15 protein-coding genes are annotated in these 16,484 nt (G+C 70.1%); 6 read left to right on the forward strand and 9 right to left on the reverse strand.

The window, feature by feature from the left end:
• From ccsA to aroC, 7 genes are all read right to left on the reverse strand, one after another.
• A partial coding sequence (gene ccsA, locus AB7U92_RS06400) for a cytochrome c biogenesis protein CcsA (RefSeq protein ID WP_428575352.1) occupies window positions 1-370 on the reverse strand: 370 nt, incomplete at its 3' end.
• Window positions 371-377: 7 nt separating this feature from the next.
• The gene (gene ccmB, locus AB7U92_RS06405; RefSeq protein ID WP_428575353.1) at window positions 378-1,046 is read right to left on the reverse strand and encodes a heme exporter protein CcmB; all 669 of its coding nucleotides are present in this window, start codon (window positions 1,044-1,046) and stop codon (window positions 378-380) included.
• The gene (gene ccmA / locus AB7U92_RS06410) at window positions 1,043-1,693 is read right to left on the reverse strand and encodes a cytochrome c biogenesis heme-transporting ATPase CcmA (protein WP_428575354.1); all 651 of its coding nucleotides are present in this window, start codon (window positions 1,691-1,693) and stop codon (window positions 1,043-1,045) included. Before ccmA ends, ccmB begins: the two co-directional genes overlap by 4 nt.
• Before the next feature lie 96 nt (window positions 1,694-1,789).
• Entirely contained in the window at window positions 1,790-4,903 is a 3,114-nt protein-coding gene (locus AB7U92_RS06415) for an efflux RND transporter permease subunit (RefSeq protein WP_428575355.1), read from the reverse strand.
• Between the two features lie 10 nt (window positions 4,904-4,913).
• Window positions 4,914-6,065, reverse strand: a complete 1,152-nt coding sequence (locus tag AB7U92_RS06420) for an efflux RND transporter periplasmic adaptor subunit (protein ID WP_428575356.1) — start codon at window positions 6,063-6,065, stop codon at window positions 4,914-4,916.
• Between the two features lie 143 nt (window positions 6,066-6,208).
• Window positions 6,209-8,182 (reverse strand): methyl-accepting chemotaxis protein, encoded by a 1,974-nt coding sequence (locus AB7U92_RS06425; RefSeq protein ID WP_428575357.1) that lies wholly within the window; start codon window positions 8,180-8,182, stop codon window positions 6,209-6,211.
• A gap of 161 nt (window positions 8,183-8,343) precedes the next feature.
• The gene (aroC, locus tag AB7U92_RS06430) at window positions 8,344-9,444 is read right to left on the reverse strand and encodes a chorismate synthase (protein ID WP_428575358.1); all 1,101 of its coding nucleotides are present in this window, start codon (window positions 9,442-9,444) and stop codon (window positions 8,344-8,346) included.
• Window positions 9,445-9,619: 175 nt separating this feature from the next.
• Between aroC and AB7U92_RS06435 the strand changes: the two genes are divergently transcribed.
• Window positions 9,620-10,450, forward strand: a complete 831-nt coding sequence (locus AB7U92_RS06435) for a glycerophosphodiester phosphodiesterase (RefSeq protein ID WP_428575359.1) — start codon at window positions 9,620-9,622, stop codon at window positions 10,448-10,450.
• On the opposite strand, the gene AB7U92_RS06440 is transcribed toward AB7U92_RS06435, so the two are convergent.
• A complete protein-coding gene (locus tag AB7U92_RS06440; RefSeq protein WP_428575360.1) occupies window positions 10,447-10,911 on the reverse strand; it encodes a CBS domain-containing protein in 465 nt (154 codons plus the stop codon). The genes AB7U92_RS06435 and AB7U92_RS06440 overlap by 4 nt on opposite strands.
• 85 nt (window positions 10,912-10,996) lie before the next feature.
• On the opposite strand from AB7U92_RS06440, the gene AB7U92_RS06445 reads away from it, so the two are divergent.
• The 4 genes from AB7U92_RS06445 to AB7U92_RS06460 are packed head-to-tail and all read left to right on the forward strand — an operon-like array spanning window position 10,997 to window position 14,758.
• Entirely contained in the window at window positions 10,997-12,298 is a 1,302-nt protein-coding gene (locus tag AB7U92_RS06445) for an O-acetylhomoserine aminocarboxypropyltransferase (RefSeq protein WP_428575361.1), read from the forward strand.
• Window positions 12,298-13,125, forward strand: a complete 828-nt coding sequence (locus tag AB7U92_RS06450; protein ID WP_428575362.1) for an alpha/beta fold hydrolase — start codon at window positions 12,298-12,300, stop codon at window positions 13,123-13,125. Before AB7U92_RS06445 ends, AB7U92_RS06450 begins: the two co-directional genes overlap by 1 nt.
• Window positions 13,122-13,445 (forward strand): Mpo1-like protein, encoded by a 324-nt coding sequence (locus AB7U92_RS06455; RefSeq protein ID WP_428575363.1) that lies wholly within the window; start codon window positions 13,122-13,124, stop codon window positions 13,443-13,445. Before AB7U92_RS06450 ends, AB7U92_RS06455 begins: the two co-directional genes overlap by 4 nt.
• A 2-nt stretch (window positions 13,446-13,447) precedes the next feature.
• Window positions 13,448-14,758 carry a diguanylate cyclase domain-containing protein gene (locus AB7U92_RS06460; protein ID WP_428575364.1) on the forward strand — a complete coding sequence of 437 codons (1,311 nt, stop codon included), beginning with the start codon at window positions 13,448-13,450 and terminating at the stop codon, window positions 14,756-14,758.
• On the opposite strand, the gene AB7U92_RS06465 is transcribed toward AB7U92_RS06460, so the two are convergent.
• Window positions 14,730-15,977 (reverse strand): YihY family inner membrane protein, encoded by a 1,248-nt coding sequence (locus AB7U92_RS06465; protein WP_428575365.1) that lies wholly within the window; start codon window positions 15,975-15,977, stop codon window positions 14,730-14,732. The genes AB7U92_RS06460 and AB7U92_RS06465 overlap by 29 nt on opposite strands.
• Before the next feature lie 20 nt (window positions 15,978-15,997).
• Here AB7U92_RS06465 and AB7U92_RS06470 point away from each other — a divergent pair, with 20 nt between their 5' ends.
• Window positions 15,998-16,369 (forward strand): DUF2069 domain-containing protein, encoded by a 372-nt coding sequence (locus AB7U92_RS06470; protein ID WP_428575366.1) that lies wholly within the window; start codon window positions 15,998-16,000, stop codon window positions 16,367-16,369.
• The last annotated feature ends 115 nt before the right edge of the window (window positions 16,370-16,484 follow it).

The raw sequence follows: 16,484 nt of genomic DNA on the forward strand, positions 1-16,484 counted from the left end.
AGGTGCCCCAGGTCGGCTTGCCCCAGAAGGCGCCCGTCCACAGGGCCAGGAAGGTGAACATCGCGCCGGTGGGGGCGATGGCGCGGGCGACCATCGACGCCAGCCGCGCGTTGAAGGCCCAGCCGATGGCAGCCCAGAAGGCCATCACCAGGTACAGCAGCATGGACATCCAGGCGGCAGGCACGTGGATATAGATCACCCGGTACGACTCGCCCTGGGTGGCGTCGGTCGGTGCGACGAAGAAGCCGACATACAGGCCGGCGACGGTCAGCGCGATGCACGCCGCCCACAGCCAGGGGATCAGCTTGCCGGTGAGCCAGTAGAAGCGCGGCGGCGAGGCGAAGGTGAAGAGGGTCAGGCGCCCGTCCATCAGGCAGTCACTCCGTGGCGATGCGCAGCGCCGCGCCGGTGGCCCAGGGAGCGAGCAGCCCCGAGCCGATCAGCAGCGCGCCGAGCAGGGAAAAATGGCCGCGTGTCGAGATGCCGGCTTCGGCGGCCGACACCGCGCCGGCGCCGAAGATCAGCGCCGGGATGCACAGCGGCAGGATGATCAGGATCAGCAGCACCGCGCCGCTGCGCAGGCCGAGCGTGAGCGCTGCCCCCAGCCCGCCGAGCAGGCTGAGGATGGGCGTGCCCAGCAGCAGCGACAGCGCCAGTGTCAGGTTGGCCGGGCCCGACAGGTCGAACAGGACACCGAACAGCGGCGCAGACAGCACCAGCGGTGCGCCGGTGACGATCCAGTGCGCCAGCGCCTTGGCCGCCGACACCAGCCACAGCGATTCGCCTGACAGCAGCATCTGCTCCAGCGAGCCGTCGGCGTGGTCGGCGCCGTACAGTTGCGTCAGCGACAGCATCGCCGCCAGCAGCGCGCACACCCAGACCACCCCCGGGGCGATCTGGCGCAGCGTCTGCGGCTCCGGCCCCACGCCCAGCGGGAACAGGCTCACCGCGACGAGGAAAAAGGCGATCGGCAGCAGCGCCTCGACGCGCCGCCGCGCCGCCAGCCGCAGGTCCCGCGCGACGATGGTGGCGAAGACCGAACTCATTGCACGCGGTGGGCATCGAGTTGCAGCACCGTCGGCGCGGGGTCGCGCAGCGTCAGGTCGATGTGGCTGGTCAGCACGGCCGAGCCGCCGCGCGCGGCGTGGGCGGACAGCGCTGCATCCAGCATGGACGTGCCTTCGGCGTCGAGCGCGTCGTAGGGTTCGTCGAGGATCCACACCGGCGCCGCGGCGTCGAGCTGCAGCCGGGCCAGCGCGACGCGGCGGCGCTGCCCCTGCGACAGCGTGCGCACCGCGGCGTGGCGCCGGCTGAACAGGCCCACGCGCTTGAGTGCCTCGCCGCAGTCGGCCGGCGATCCGGCATGGCCGTGCAGCCGCTCGAGGAACTGCAGCGATTCGAGCACCGACAGATCGTCCTTCAGCGCATTGGCGTGCGCCAGGTAGCACAGCGAGCGGTGCCAATCGGCGCCGGCCTGGCGCAGCGGCACGCCGCCCCAGGTGACGGTGCCTTCGGCCGGTGTCGACAGCCCGGCCAGCAGGCGCAGCAGGCTGGTCTTGCCGCTGCCGTTGGGCCCGCGCAGCCAGACGATCTGCCCTGCCTTCAGCTCGAATTCGAGACCGCGGAACAGCAGACGGTCACCCCGGCGACAGGCGAGACGACTGGCCGCGAGCGCGGGGCGGGTGGAAGACACGGAATGGACGTAGGGCAACGGGCGAGGCCCGAATCATGCCGTAATCCCCAACCCCCTCATTTGTTTCAGCTTAAGAAAGATCAAGGGAACAACCGGTCACAGTCTGTCGGCCGGCGCGGGCATCAGGCCGCCCCCGCCCAGCGGCTCGCTGGCCGGCTTCGGCTCTCGCACCAGGTAGCTCCACAGCACCGGCACCACCACCAGCGTCAGCAGCGTGGAGGTGATCACCCCGCCGATGATGGCCCGGCCCATCGGCGCCTGCAGTTCGCCGCCGTCGTTGAACGCCAGGGCCAGCGGCAGCATGCCGAAGACCATCGCCGCGGTCGTCATGATGATCGGCCGCATGCGGATCAGCCCGGCCTGCAGCAGCGCCTCGGGCACGGAAGCGCCCTGCTTCAGCGCGCGGTTGGCGAAATCGACCAGCAGGATCGCGTTCTTGGTGACCAGGCCCATCAGCATGATCAGGCCGATCATCGAGAAGACGTTGAGCGTGCTGCGCCAGGCCAGCAGCGCCAGCATCACCCCGATCAGCGACAGCGGCAACGAGGCCATGATCGCCACCGGCTGCAGGAAGCTGCCGAACTGGCTGGCCAGCACGATGTAGATGAAGATCACCGCCAGCGCCATCGCGCCGAGCATGGCGGCGAAGGCGTCCTGCTGCTCCTTGGTGGCCCCGCCCACGTCGAAGCGCAGACCTGGCGGCAGGGTCGTTTCCTTGACGAGCTTCTGCACGTCCGCGCCGACATCGCCGGCCGGCCGGCCCTGCACGCCGGCGAAGATGGCCTCGCGCCGTTGCAGGTCCTGGCGGCGGATGACCTCCGGGTTGGTCACCGGCTCGATGGTGGCCACCGCCGCCAGCGGGATCGGCGTGCCGTCCTTCGCGAAGGCTACCGGCAGATCGCCCATCTGCGCCACGCGCTGGCGCTGCGCCTCGGGCAGGCGCAGCAGCACCTCGACCTGCTCGCCGTCGGGCGTGGTCCAGTAGGTTCCGACCTCGCCGGTGACGTAGGCGCGCAGGCTGGCCGCCAGCTGCGGCGCCGTCAGCCCGAGCTCGCGCACCGCGCCGGGCTTCAGGCGCACCGCGTAGGCCGGGATGCCGGGCTTGACCGACAGCTCGACGTCGGTGATGCCGGGAATGGCCTTGATCTTCTCGGCGAATTCGGTGGCCACGCGCGCCAGCGCCTGCGAGTCGTTGCCGAGCACCGTCACGAAGATCGGGCGGTCGAAACCGACCGAGACTTCGATGCCCGGGATGCGCGCGATCTCGGCGCGGATCGCCTCCTCGACCTGCTTCTGGGTGCGCTCGCGGCGCGACCGCTCGACCAGGCCGATGTTCAGCACCGCCTGGTTGCGGCCGACCTGCAGCCCGGTACCCTGCCCGCCGACGTTGGTGGAGACGGTCTCCACCTCGGGGAAAGAAGCGACGATGGCCTCCACCTGGCGCACCTTCTCGTCACTGCGCGCCAGGCTGGAGCCCACGGTCATGCGGATCGCCAGCTGGGTGAAGCCCTGGTCCGTCTGCGGCACGAATTCGCTGCCGACCAGCGGCGCCAGCGCCAGCGCGCCGACGAAGCTGGCACCGCCGACGGCGAGCACGATGGCGCGATTTCGCTTCGGCCGCGCGAACACCCAGTGGATCAGCCGTTCGTAGGCGGCGTGCAGCACGTCCATGCCGTGGTCGACGAGGAGGATGAGCGCCGCCACGCCGGGAATCCGCCGCGCCGACGCGGACGGCGGATCGGGCCAGCGGCTGGACAGCATCGGGTCGAGCGTGAAGCTGACGAACAGCGACACCAGCACCGCCACCGTGACGGTAATGCCGAACGGGTGGAAGAACTTGCCGACGATGCCGCCCATGAAGGCCACCGGCACGAAGACGGCGCAGATCGCGAAGGTGGTGGCCATCACCGCCAAGCCGATCTCCTCGGTGCCGTCGCGCGCGGCCGTGAAGTGGTCCTTGCCCATGTGCACGTGGCGCACGATGTTCTCGCGCACCACGATCGCGTCGTCGATCAGCAGCCCGATGCACAGCGACAGCGCCATCATCGTCATGAAGTTCAGCGTGAAGCCGAAAGCCTGCACGGCGATGAAGCTGGCGATCACCGCGATGGGCAGCGTCAGCCCGGTGATCACCGTGCTGCGCCAGGAGTGCAGGAAGAGGAACACGATCGCCACGGTCAGCAGCGCGCCCTCGATCAGGGTGTGCTGCAGGCCCTGCAGCGAGCCCTTGACGAAGTCGCTGTTGGCGTACACGAGGCACAGCTCCACGCCGGCAGGCAGCGCCTTTCGCACCTCGTCGATCGCCGCCTTGACGGCCTCGCCGGTGGCCACCGTGTTGGCGTCCTGCTGCTTGAAGACGTTGAAGTTGACCGCCGTGCGGCCATTGACGCGCGCCAGCGAGTCGGGCTCGCGCTCGCGCTCGACCACCGTGCCGAGGTCACCCAGGCGCAACGGCAGCCCGCCGCGCTGCGCCACCACCATGTCGGCGAACTGCCGCGGGTCGGTCAGGCGGCCCTCGACGCGCAGGATGGTGTCCTGGGTCGCATCCGACAGCAGCCCGACGGGCTGGTCGGAGTGCGCATCGCGCAGCCCTGCCGCCACCTGGGCGGGCGTGATCGCGTAGGCGCGCAGCCGGTCGGGGTCGAGGTCGATGCGCACCTCGCGGCGCGCCAGCCCCGCCACGTCCACCGTGGCCACGCCCGCGACGCGCTGCAGGCGCCGCGCCACCGTCTGCTCGGCGAGGATGGACAACTCACGCGGGCTGCGCGACTCCGACAGCAGCGCCGCCACCACTACCGGGCTGCTGTTGTCGTTGTTGAAGCGCGCCACCGTGGGTGCCTTGGCGTCCTTGGGGAACACGCCCTGCACGACCGCGATGCGGTCGCGCACGTCCTGCATCGCGCGCGCCATGTCGGCGTCGAGCGTGAACTCGACGCTGGTCTGGCCGCGGCCCTCGAAGCTGCGCGAGGTGATGCGCTTGACGCCGGCGATGCTGTTGAGCCCCTCCTCCACCGGCTTGGTGACCTCACGCTCCACCGCCTCGGGCGAGGCGCCGGGGTAGGACACGTCGATGAAGGCCACCGGCGGCTGCACGTCGGGCAATTGCTCCACGCCCAGGCGCGCGTAGGAGAACAGGCCGAGCACGCACAGCGCCACCATCACCATCGTCGCGAACACCGGGTTCGCGATCGAGACTCGGGTCATCCACATGGCGGGCTCCTCAGCGCAGCGGCGCCGATGCCGCCGCCGAGGCGACGGCCGCCGCGCGCTCGACCACCGCCGCCTGGCGGCCCTCGCGCAGGCCGTCGAAGCGTGCCGCCAGCACCTGGGCGTCCGGCGCCAGGCCGGAGACGATCTCGACGCGCCCCTGCACCTCGTCGCGGCGGCCCAGCGTCACCGAACGCTGCGCCAGCACGCCGCCTTCGATCACCCACACCTGCGCCTGCCCGGCCGAGCCCACCACCGCCGCCAGAGGCAGGGTCAGGCGCTGCGTCTCGTCGGCCACCACCAGGCGGGCCACCGCATATTGCCCGGCGCGCAGCCGCTCCTGCGGATTGGCCACCACCACGGTCACACCGATGGCGCGCGTGCCGGGTTCGGCGGCCGGTGCGATGCGGTCGATGCGGCCGGCGACCGGGGCGTCGAGGCCCTCGACGCGCACCTCCACCGCCTGGCCGGGCGCCAGCAGGGCGACCTCGTGGGTACCGACGCTGCCGGCCAGTTCCAGCACCGACAGGTCGACCAGGGTGAGGACAGGCTGTTCGATCGCGAGCTTCTCGCCGGGCAGCGCCTGCCGCTTCGCGACCAGCCCGCCGATCGGCGCCACCAGTGCCCCGTCACGCAGGCCGAGGCGGGTGGTGGCGAGTTGCGCCTGGGCCGCCTCCAACCCCGCGCGCGCGGCGTCGAGCGCCGCCCGCGAGGCATCGAGCGCATTGGGCGAGATGAACTGCTGGTCGGCCAGCCGCTGGTTGCTGGCATGCACCCGCTCGGCCTGCAGGAACTGGGCACGCGCCGATTCCACCGTGGCCGCCCGCTCTGCCACGCGGCTGCCGACGTCGGACAGGTCGATGCGGCCGAGCACCTGGCCTGCGCGAACGCGGCTGCCCTCGCCCACGGAGAGTTCCAGCAGCGAGCCGGCTGTCTTGGCACGCAGCACGGCCGTGCGCGGTGCCACCAGGGCGCCGGAGAACTCCAGACTCAGCGGCATGCCGGCCTTCAGCGGGCGAACCACCTCGCGTTGGGTGAATTCGAGCGCCGGTTCAGGCGCCTTGCCCGGGGCGGCCGAGCCGATCCCGCCCACCTTGGCGACGCCCAGACCGGCCGCCACCGCCAGCACCACCACCGCCCCCCCGACCCACCACGCTCGTCGCATTGCCTGTCCTCCCGGTCCGCTCTCGTGAAGCGGGCGCCAGTGTAGGCATGCCTCGGGGAATCACCATCCCCCGTGCGACAGGCTGCGCGCCGCAGGCGACGAACTGCGCCGCCGCGCGACGGAGCGGGCCGCGGTGGGCCGGCTCAGGCCGGCAGGCGGAAGCGCGAAACCTCGTCGGCCAGCTTGATCGCCTGCTCCTTCAGCGAGGCGGCAGCGGCCGCGGTCTGCTCGACCAGGGCGGCGTTCTGCTGCGTCATGCTGTCCAGATCCTGCACGGCCTGGGTGGTCTGGCCGACGCCGGTGGCCTGCTCGTTGGCGCCGTTGGCAATGCTGGCCAGCAGCTTGTTCACCTCGTGCGCGCTGTGCACGATCTGGCCGATGGTGTCGCCGGCGTTGCGCACGATCTTCGCGCCGTGGTCCACCTGCTCGACGCTGGTGGTGATCAGGCCCTTGATCTCGCGCGCAGCCGCCGCCGAGCGCTGGGCCAGCGCCCGCACTTCGGAGGCCACCACGGCGAAGCCGCGGCCCGCCTCGCCGGCGCGTGCCGCTTCCACGGCGGCATTGAGCGCCAGGATGTTGGTCTGGAAGGCGATGCCATCGATCACGCCGATGATGTCGCCGATCTTGCTCGACGAGGCGTGGATGCCCTGCATCGTCTCGACCATCGTGCCGATGATGTCGCCTCCGCGCTCGGCCTGCTGGGCGTTGCCGCGCGCGATGCCGGAGGCCTCCTGCGCCTGGTCGGAGGTGGCCTTGACCGTCGAGGAAATCTGATCCATCGCCGCGGCCGACTGTTGCAGGCTGGCCGCTGCCTGCTCGGTGCGCGCCGACAGGTCCATCGCGCCGTCGGAGATCTCGGCCGTGGAATGCACGATGTTGTCCGACGCGCCGCGCACCTTGTTGACGATGCTGCGCAGCGACTGCTGCATGTCGGACAGCGAGCCCATCAGCCGGGCGGCTTCGTCGCTGCCCCACGGGCGCGGCTGCGTCGTCAGGTCGCCGGCGGTCATCGCCTCCAGGTGCTTCTGCACCTCGCGCAGGCCGCCGTGGGTGACGAGGTAGAAGGAGTAGAAGAGGTAAATGGCCGTCAGCAGCGACAGCGTGACGACGACGCTCACCCAGGCGCGCTGCGTCTGCATGCCGCCGCGCCGTGCCTCCAGCAGGATGTCGAGCTTGTCGAGCGATTTCAGCTGCACCTCGCGCAGCCCGTCGAGCACCACGGCAGCAGCGGCGAGCTTGCCGTCGTCGGCGCCGAGGCTGGTGGTGAGTTCATGGAAGGCGTGGAGCTGGTGGCGCACCGGCTCGTCGCGCAGTTCGGCCTTGAACTCCGGCCGCAGCGAATAGACCTTGGGCATGGCTGCCGACCAGCGCTCGTCACTGAAGTCGCCGAGCGCTTCGGCGCGAGTCATGTCGTGCGCGATCGCTTCGGACACCGGAAGGCCGCGCGCCACCGCACGCGCCATGTCGTTGAGCTGGGCTGTTGCTTCAATGACCGCCGGCAAGGTCGAGGTCACGCTCTCCATCAGGTAATAGGAGTCAAGGTCGGGGTCCAGCGTGAGGTTGGAGCCGTCGGCCGCCTGCGTCAGCAGCGCGATCGCCCCGTCGACACGTGCCGAGTAGGCCGCGTAGGTCTTGTGCCAATCGCCTGCTGCCGCCGCCGGGGCGACCGACTTGAGCGCAGCCAGCGGCTTGTCGGTACCGAGCTCGGCACCGATCCGGGCATCGACCTGCTCGACCTTGCGCAACTGTGCCTCGAAGGCGTCGTTCGCCGCGGGCAGACCGGAGGCATCGGCGCCCTTGATCTGCGCCAGCGCCGCGAGCTCGCGCTGGCGCTGCGCCAGCGCGATCAGCGGCAGCACCTCGCGCGCATATTCGGTGCCATGCAGTTCCTTGGCGGTGAATTCGATCGCCGCGGCCTTGTCGCCGAAGTAGCTCCCACCCAGCACCAGCAGAGGCACGAACAGTACGGCCAGGATGATCGCGGCCTTGGCGCGGAACTGGATGCGGCGGAACAGCTTCACCCCGGGCGCCCAGGCGCCGTGGTGGCGGAAGAATTCGATCAGGCTGTTAGATCCACCAACTGCAGCCGTTCGCGGCGCAGGGGAAGTCATGCTCATGGGTGCCTCGAATGAGATGGCGCCCACGACATCACACAAACTACCTGACGATCATTTCTTCGTGGGCTGAGCCATTTTCGGCAGCTTGCAGGCGTCGCTTGAGCTGAATTGCGCGGTCTCGGCCGGCCAGTTCTCCGGCCAACCCCGCCTTTCGTGACGGATCACGCAATCCGGCCGGGGATGGGTGCCAGCGAGCCACGCACGTCGCCGCACTGGGCGCGGTGGCGCAGCGCATGGTCCATCAGCACCAGGGCCAGCATCGCCTCCGCAATCGGTGTCGCACGGATGCCGACGCAGGGGTCATGGCGGCCAAACGTCTCCACGGTCGCCGGCTGGCCGTTCAGGTCGATCGAGCGCTTCGGGCTGCGGATCGAGCTGGTCGGCTTGATCGCGATGCTGACGGTGATGTCCTGGCCGGTGGAGATGCCGCCAAGCACGCCGCCGGCGTTGTTGCTGGCGAAGCCCTGCGGCGTGAGTTCGTCGCCGTGCACCGTGCCGCGCTGGGCCACGCTCGCAAAGCCGGCGCCGATCTCCACGCCCTTGACGGCATTGATGCCCATCATCGCGTAGGCGATGTCGGCGTCGAGCTTGTCGAACAGCGGCTCGCCCAGGCCCACTGGCACGTTGCGCGCGGCCACCGAGATGCGCGCGCCGCAGCTGTCGCCCGCCTTGCGCAGCTCGTCCATGTAGGCCTCGAGGCGCGGGATGTCGCTGGCGTTGGCCGCGAAGAACGGGTTGTTCGGGATGTGCTCTTCGCCTTCGAACGGGATGTCGATCTCGCCGAGCTGCGTCATGTGGCCGACGAAGCCCGTGCCGAACTGCTCCTTCAGCCACTTGCGGGCCACGGCGCCGGCGCCGACCATGGGCGCGGTCAGCCGCGCCGAGGAGCGCCCGCCGCCACGCGGGTCGCGCAGGCCGTACTTCTGGAAGTAGGTGTAGTCGGCATGGCCCGGACGGAAGGTCTCGACGATGTTGCCGTAGTCCTTGCTGCGCTGGTCGGTGTTGCGGATCAGCAGGCAGATCGGCGTGCCGGTGGTCCGGCCCTCGTACACGCCGGACAGGATCTCCACCGCGTCCGGCTCGTTGCGCTGGGTGACGTGGCGACTGGTGCCGGGCCGGCGGCGGTCGAGCTCGGGTTGGATGTCGGCTTCCGACAGCGCCATGCCGGGCGGGCAGCCGTCGATCACGCAGCCGATGGCCGGCCCGTGCGATTCGCCGAAGTTGGTGACGCGGAAGAGTTCGCCGAAGGTGCTGCCGGACATGCCGGCGATTCTAGTGGCCGTCCCGGGGCGGTCTGGACGGCGGAAACGGCATGCCGAGCAGCCCGACGCGTTGCGCTGGTAGGCTTCCGGCATGTTGCCCTCCCATTGGCGAGCGCTTCGTTCCTGGCGGCCGGGTCGCGGGCTCCGCGTGGTGGCAGGCGTCGCAGCGCTCTACATGGCGGTCGTCGCGGCAGGAGGTGGCTGGCACCCGCGATTCGACGACAGCTTCGCGTGGGAGGACGACGCCACCTTGCTCTTCGCCCACCGCGGCGCGCGGATGGGCGTGCCGGAGAACAGCAGGGCCGCCCTGGAGCAGGCACGCGCCCTCGGCTTCCGTGCGGTCGAGGTCGACGTGCGCAGGACGAGCGACGGCACGCTGGCCCTCTTCCACGACAAAACCACCCGGCGAATGCTCGGGATCGATGCAGCGTTCGGTGAGCTGACCCTGGCGCAACTCCGTGCGCACAAGCTCCAGGTGGAGGGCCGCGACTCCGGGCACACCGTGCCGACCCTGCAGGAGGTGTTCCAGCGCTTCGGCCCGTCGCTCCTGTTCTATCTCGACATGAAGGACAAGGACTTCGAGGCGGCGGATGAGGTCGCGGCGCTGATCGACGCCTTCGGTATGCACGAGCGAACCGTCGTCGCCTCCGTGGACCCGCTGTTCATCGCCTATCTCGAGCACCACCATCCCGCCGTCAACACCGCACTGGAGCGCTTCGATTTCGCGCAGGTCTGGCTGTATCGGTTGATCCCTTCGCGATGGAAACCGGACTACCTGGCCGGCTTGGCGCGCAAGGTGACGCCGCAGCACGTCGAGTGGCTGGCGGAGGAAGGCCTGAAATCGAAGCGGATCGTCTACGGTGTGGACAGCACCCAATACGACCGCATGATCGGGCTCGGCATCGCCAAGCTCATCGTCGGCTACGACCTGGAGGTCCACAGCGGCGAACTCTCGCGCGGCGCCCGCGTCGAGAGTGCCCTGGCCGGGCCGCGGCCGGAGCGCTAGCTCGCCGCGGCCTGCTTGCCCGGCTCGTCGACCGGCCAGTCGCGGATGTAGGCCTTGAGCATGCGGTTCTCGAAATCCTGGCTCTCGACCACCGCCTTGGCCACGTCGTAGAAGGAGATCACGCCCATCAGCGTGCGCTGGTCCATCACCGGCATGTAGCGTGCATGGCGCTCGAGCATCATGCGGCGCACTTCGTCGATCTCGGTCTCGGGCGCGCAGGTCAGCGGGTGGTCGTCCATCACGCTGCGCACGGTGCTGTCGCCCACGCTGCCGCCGTTGCGCACCACCGACAGGATCACCTCGCGGAAGGTCAGCATGCCGGCAAGTTCGCCGTGGTCCATCACCACCAGCGAGCCGATGTCGTTGTCGGCCATGGTCTTCAGGCCCACCGCGAGGGCCTCCGACGGGCTGACGGTGAACAGGGTGCCCCCCTTGACGCGCAGGATGTCGCTGACCTTCATGGATCGTCTCCTCGTCGCAAGTCGCGGCCCAATATAGCCCACAATCCGGCGCCACGACACCCCAGAGCACCCCGGAGGAGACCCCATGGCCGGCGCCTCGGATCCAGGCTTCGACACCCTTGCGCTGCACGCCGGCGCCGCCCCCGACCCAGCCACCGGCGCGCGTGCGGTGCCCATCCACCTGACCACCTCGTTCGTGTTCGAATCGAGCGAGCAGGCCGCCTCGCTGTTCAACCTGGAGCGCTCGGGCCACGTCTACAGCCGCATCTCCAACCCGACCAACGCGGTGCTCGAGGAACGGGTGGCCGCGCTCGAAGGCGGTGTCGGCGCCATCGCCACAGCCAGCGGCCAGGCCGCGCTGCACCTGGCCATCGCGACGCTGGCCGGCGCCGGCTCGCACATCGTGGCCTCCAGCGCGCTGTATGGCGGCTCGCACAACCTGCTGCACTACACGCTGTCGCGCTTCGGCATCGACACGACATTCGTCAAGCCGGGCGACATCGACGGCTGGCGCGCCGCGATCCGCCCCAACACGAAGCTGCTGTTCGGCGAGACGCTGGGCAACCCGGGCCTGGACGTGCTGGACATCCCGACCGTCTCGGCCCTGGCGCACGAGAACGGCCTGCCGCTGCTGGTGGACTCCACCTTCACCACGCCGTGGCTGTTGAAGCCCTTCGATCACGGCGCCGACCTGGTCTTCCACTCCGCCACCAAGTTCCTCTCCGGTCACGGTACGGTGATCGGCGGCGTGCTGGTCGACGGCGGCATGTTCGACTGGGAGGCTTCAGGTCGATTCCCCGAGCTCACGAAGCCGTACGACGGCTTCCACGGCATGGTGTTCAGCGAGGAAAGCACCATCGGCGCCTTCCTGCTGCGGGCGCGGCGCGAGGGCCTGCGCGACTTCGGCGCCTGCATGAGCCCGCACACCGCCTGGCTGATCCTGCAGGGCGTCGAGACCCTGCCGCTGCGCATGGCGCGGCACGTGGAGAACACGCGCAAGGTGGTGGCCTTCCTCGCCGCGCATCCGATGGTGGCCTCGGTCGGCTATCCGGAACTGGAAGGGCACCCAAGCCACGCATTGGCGATGAAGCTGCTGCCGCGCGGCTGCGGTTCGGTGTTCAGCTTCGACCTCAAGGGCAGCCGCGCGCAGGGGCGCACCTTCATCGAGAGCCTGAAGCTGTTCTCGCACCTGGCCAACGTCGGCGACTGCCGCTCGCTGGTGATCCACCCGGCCTCGACCACGCACTTCCGCATGGACGACGCCGCGCTGGCGCATGCCGGCATCGGCCCGGGCACGATCCGGCTGTCGATCGGGCTGGAGGAGGCCGACGACCTGATCGACGACCTGAAGCGCGCGCTGAAGGCGGCAGAGAAGGCGGGGGACTGATGGAACTGACAGTTCAAGGCCGCAAGGCCTACGCCTACACCGGCGGCAAGCCCTTCGACGCCACCCTGCCCTGCGTGGTGTTCATCCACGGCGCGATGAACGATCACAGCGTGTGGAACCTGCTGGCGCGCTGGTTCGCCCACCACGGCCACGCGGTGCTCGCGGTCGACCAGCCTGGCCACGGCCGCAGCGAGGGGCCGCCCGCGGCCTCCGTCGAGGCGCTGGCCGACTGGACGCTGGCGCTGCTCGACGCCGCCGGCGCGAAGCGCGCCGCCGCGGTCGGCCACAGCATGGGCACGCTGGTCGGGCTGGAGATGGCGGCGCGTGCGCCCGAGCGCATCACGCAACTGGCGATGATCGGCACGGCCTACCCGATGAAGGTGTCCGAGACGCTACTGACGCTCGGGCGCGACGATCCCCTGCGTGCCATCGACCTCGTGAACAACCTCTCGCACGCCAGCATCGCCGCCAAGCCCTCGTTTCCCGGCCCGGGCATGTGGGTGCACGGCGGTGCGCGCGCGCTGATGCGACGCATGCTCGCCGGCGGCATCGGCCTGGACGGGGGCAACCTGTTCGAGCACGACTTCAGGCTCTGCGACGCCTATGCCAACGGGTTGCAGGCCGCCGCGCAGGTGCGCTGCCCCGTGAGCTTCATCCTCGGCACGCGCGATCAGATGACGTCACCGAAGGTCACTCGCGAACTCGCGCAGGCGCTGCGTGCCAAGGTGTTCACACTGGCCGCCGGGCATTCCCTGATGACCGAGGTTCCGGACGGCGTGTTGAATGCCGTGAGACAGGCGCTCGCCCGAGCGCAGGAGCCCGCATGACCTCCGCCCCCGTCGACCCCAAGGCGATGAAGACCTTCGCCGAGTTCTACCCCTTCTACCTGAGCGAGCACAGCAACCGCACCTGTCGGCGCCTGCACTTCGTCGGCTCGACGCTGGCGCTGGTGTGCCTGGCCATGCTGCTGGCCACGGGCCGCCCGCAGTACCTGCTTTATGGCCTGCTGTGCGGCTACGGCTTCGCCTGGATCGGCCACTTCGGTTTCGAGAAGAACAAGCCCGCCTCGTTCAAGCGTCCTCTGTTCAGCTTCATGGGCGACTGGGTGATGTACAAGGACATCTGGACCGGCCGCATCCCGTTCTGAACATGACCGACCACCCTCGCGACGATCCGTCGGCCAGCACGATCGAGCGGCTGGTCAATGTCGTCGCCCTGCCCATCGGGCGCTGGGATCGCGACGCGCGACTGGTGTTCTGCAACGCGCCTTATCTGATGTGGTCGGGCCGCGTCCGCGACGAGCTGCTGGGCCGTACGCTGGCCGAGCTCTACGGCGATGAAGCCTGGGAGCGCGCCCGCCCGGCCTTCGAGCGCGCGTTTCGCGGCGCCACCACCAGCTACGAGCGGCTGCTGCGCCACGGCACCCTGGCCGGCCGCTGGGCACGCATCCAGGTGTTCCCGGATGCCGATGCCGCTGGCGAGGTGCACTCGGTGTTCACCATCGCCACCGACATCCACGAGGACGTGACCGCGCGCGAAGCGCTGGTCGCCGCGCGCGTGAGGCTCGATCGCTTCACCGAGAACATCCCCTACCCGCTGACCTACGTCGACGCCGAGTTCGTGCTGCGCTTCGTCAACAAGGCCTATTGCGAGATGGCCGGCAAGCCGGCCGACCAACTGCTCGGCCGCCACATCGGCGCGGCGCGCGGGCAGAAGCGCTGGGCCGAGCACGAGCCCCACTTCCGCCGTGCGCTCGAGGGCAAGACGGTGCAGTACACGCGCCTGGTCGACGGCCTGGCCAACAACCCGGGCGGCGGCCCGCGCTGGCTGCGCACCAGCTACGTGCCCGATTTCGACGAGCAGGGCCAGGTGGTCGGCCTGTACACGGTGACGATCGACGTGCACGACCTCACCGTCGCGCAGGAGCAGCTGCGCCGCAGCGTCGAGCGCGACATGCTCACCGACGTGCTGAGCCGGCGCACGATGATGGACCGCATCGAGGCGGCGATGGTCACCGCGACCCACGAGCCGGTGGCGCTGTTCTTCGTCGACCTCGACGGTTTCAAGGCAGTGAACGACCGGCTCGGCCACCGCGAGGGCGACGCGCTGCTCGTCCAGGTGGCGCAGGCGCTGCAGAGGAGCGTGCGGGCCGACGACGCCGTCGGCCGCTTCGGCGGTGATGAGTTCCTCGTGCTGGCCGCGGTGCGCGACCCTTCCGGGGCGCGGGCGCTGGCCCTGCACATGCTCGAGGCGATCCGCCAGGTCAGCGCCACGGTCAGCGGCGGCGGCGTCAGCGCGAGCATCGGCTATGCACTGGCGCCGGCCGACGCGCAGCACCCGCTGAAGCTCCTGCAGGCGGCCGACGACGCGATGTACGCCGCCAAGCGCCTCGGCAAGGACCGCGTGCAGCACGGCCCGGTGCGCAGCGAAGTCAGGAGCGCAGCAACTCCGCCAGCGTGAGCCGATCGAAGCCGGCGCGCTCGGAGAAGGCGCGCAAGGCCGGCGTCGGCTCGATCAGCATCTGCGCGATCAACGGCGCCGCCGCCGTCTGCGCCGGGTCGGCCAGCAGCACGAAGCGCGCCGCGCCGGGTTCGTCCAGGCGCGCCAGCCAGTCGATTTCGACCAGCGCGTCGACGATGGGCTCGGCCTGCAGCGGGTCGACGCGCAGCGTTTCCGACAGCTCGGCCAGGCTGAGCCCGCGCGCCTCGCTGCGGCGCGCCCGGTCGAGCTCGGTCAGCAGCGCCACTGCCAGGCCGAAGCGCGAGCCGGGGCGATCGGGCCAGCGTGCCACGCGCATCTGCAGGCTGGGGGCGTAGGCCGCGATCACGGCGCCGAGCAGCACGATCACCCAGCCGAGGTAGATCCACACCAGCAGGATGGGCAGCGTGGCGAAGGCGCCGTAGACCACGGCGAAGGTCGGGACCTGGGCGATGTACCAGGCCAGCGCCTTCTTGGCCACCTCGAAGCCCACCGACACGAACACGCCGCCGGCGATGGCATGGCGCCACTTCACGTGGGTGTTGGGCACGTAGTGGAACAGCGCCGCCATCCCTGCGGCCAGCAGCACGAACTCGATGGTGTTCAGCAGCAGGCTCACGCCGCCGGGCAGTTCGGCGACGATGCCCCTCGAGGCCGAGATCACGTAGGAGGTCAGGCTCAGGCTGACGCCCAGCACCAGCGGCCCGAGCGTGGCCGCCGCCCAGTAGACGAGCACGCGCTGGGCGATCGGCCGCGGCGAGCGCACGCGCCAGATGGCGTTGAGCGTGCGGTCGATGGTCAGCATCAGGGCGAGCGCGGCGAACACCAGGAACACCAGGCCCACCGTGCCCAGCCGGTTGGCCTTGGCCGCGAACTGGGTCAGCGCCACCATCACCGGCTTGGCGATGTTGTCGGGCACCAGGCTCTGCAGGAAATACTTCTGCAACGACTCCTGGAACGAGCCGAACATCGGGAAGGCGGAGAAGATCGCCAGCGTCACCGTGACCAGCGGCACCAGCGAGATCAGCGTGGTGAAGGTCAGGCTGCTGGCGGTCAGGCCGAGATGGTCCTCGCGGAAGCGCTGGCGCAGCGTGCGCAGCGTCTCCAGCCAGGGCCAGTGCTGCAGCGTCTCGAGCAGCAGCGCGATGCGCTCGCGCCAGCTCTCCTCGAGACGGGCCCGCAGGTGAGAGGGAAGATTCATTGCTGGCATGATAGCCAGCGATGCAGCACGCCCTTTCGCCCGCCGTGGCCTGGTCGCAGCGCGTGGCGGTGGCCAGCCTGCTCGGCCTGATCCTTCTCGGCCTCCTCTGGGAGCTCCAGCTCGCGCCCACCGGCAGCGGCATGCTGGCGCTCAAGGTGCTGCCGCTGACCCTCGCGCTGGCCGGCCTGCTGAAACGGCGCCTGTACACCTACCGCTGGGTGGCGCTGCTGGTGTGGCTGTACTTCGTCGAGGGCGTCGTGCGCGCCACCACCGACCCGGGCCTGTCGGCGCGGCTGGCACTGATCCAGGTGGTGCTGACGCTGGTGCTGTTCGCCGCCTGCGCGGTGCACGTGCGCTGGCGGCTTCGCGCCGGTGCGGCAGGCGCGGCATGACGCTGGAAGCCACGCTGCGCGGCATCGTCGGCACGGCGCACGTGCTCAAGGGCGGCGACCTGCCGGCCTACGAGGTCGACTGGCGCAAGCGCTGGCATGGTCGCGCTCGCGCGAT

Source organism: Piscinibacter sp. (genome assembly GCF_050175855.1).
Taxonomy (GTDB): Bacteria; Pseudomonadota; Gammaproteobacteria; order Burkholderiales; family Burkholderiaceae_C; genus Piscinibacter.

What these genes read in the sequence shown, in the direction of transcription:
- AB7U92_RS06465 (WP_428575365.1), bottom strand. Translation starts at nt 15,977, where the DNA reads ATGAATCTTCCCTCTCACCTGCGGGCCCGTCTCGAGGAGAGCTGGCGC.
- aroC (WP_428575358.1), bottom strand. Translation starts at nt 9,444, where the DNA reads ATGTCCGGCAGCACCTTCGGCGAACTCTTCCGCGTCACCAACTTCGGC.
- AB7U92_RS06415 (WP_428575355.1), bottom strand. Translation starts at nt 4,903, where the DNA reads ATGTGGATGACCCGAGTCTCGATCGCGAACCCGGTGTTCGCGACGATG.
- AB7U92_RS06445 (WP_428575361.1), top strand. Translation starts at nt 10,997, where the DNA reads ATGGCCGGCGCCTCGGATCCAGGCTTCGACACCCTTGCGCTGCACGCC.
- ccmB (WP_428575353.1), bottom strand. Translation starts at nt 1,046, where the DNA reads ATGAGTTCGGTCTTCGCCACCATCGTCGCGCGGGACCTGCGGCTGGCG.
- AB7U92_RS06470 (WP_428575366.1), top strand. Translation starts at nt 15,998, where the DNA reads ATGCAGCACGCCCTTTCGCCCGCCGTGGCCTGGTCGCAGCGCGTGGCG.
- AB7U92_RS06420 (WP_428575356.1), bottom strand. Translation starts at nt 6,065, where the DNA reads ATGCGACGAGCGTGGTGGGTCGGGGGGGCGGTGGTGGTGCTGGCGGTG.
- AB7U92_RS06455 (WP_428575363.1), top strand. Translation starts at nt 13,122, where the DNA reads ATGACCTCCGCCCCCGTCGACCCCAAGGCGATGAAGACCTTCGCCGAG.
- AB7U92_RS06425 (WP_428575357.1), bottom strand. Translation starts at nt 8,182, where the DNA reads ATGAGCATGACTTCCCCTGCGCCGCGAACGGCTGCAGTTGGTGGATCT.
- AB7U92_RS06440 (WP_428575360.1), bottom strand. Translation starts at nt 10,911, where the DNA reads ATGAAGGTCAGCGACATCCTGCGCGTCAAGGGGGGCACCCTGTTCACC.
- AB7U92_RS06460 (WP_428575364.1), top strand. Translation starts at nt 13,448, where the DNA reads ATGACCGACCACCCTCGCGACGATCCGTCGGCCAGCACGATCGAGCGG.
- AB7U92_RS06435 (WP_428575359.1), top strand. Translation starts at nt 9,620, where the DNA reads ATGGCGGTCGTCGCGGCAGGAGGTGGCTGGCACCCGCGATTCGACGAC.
- AB7U92_RS06450 (WP_428575362.1), top strand. Translation starts at nt 12,298, where the DNA reads ATGGAACTGACAGTTCAAGGCCGCAAGGCCTACGCCTACACCGGCGGC.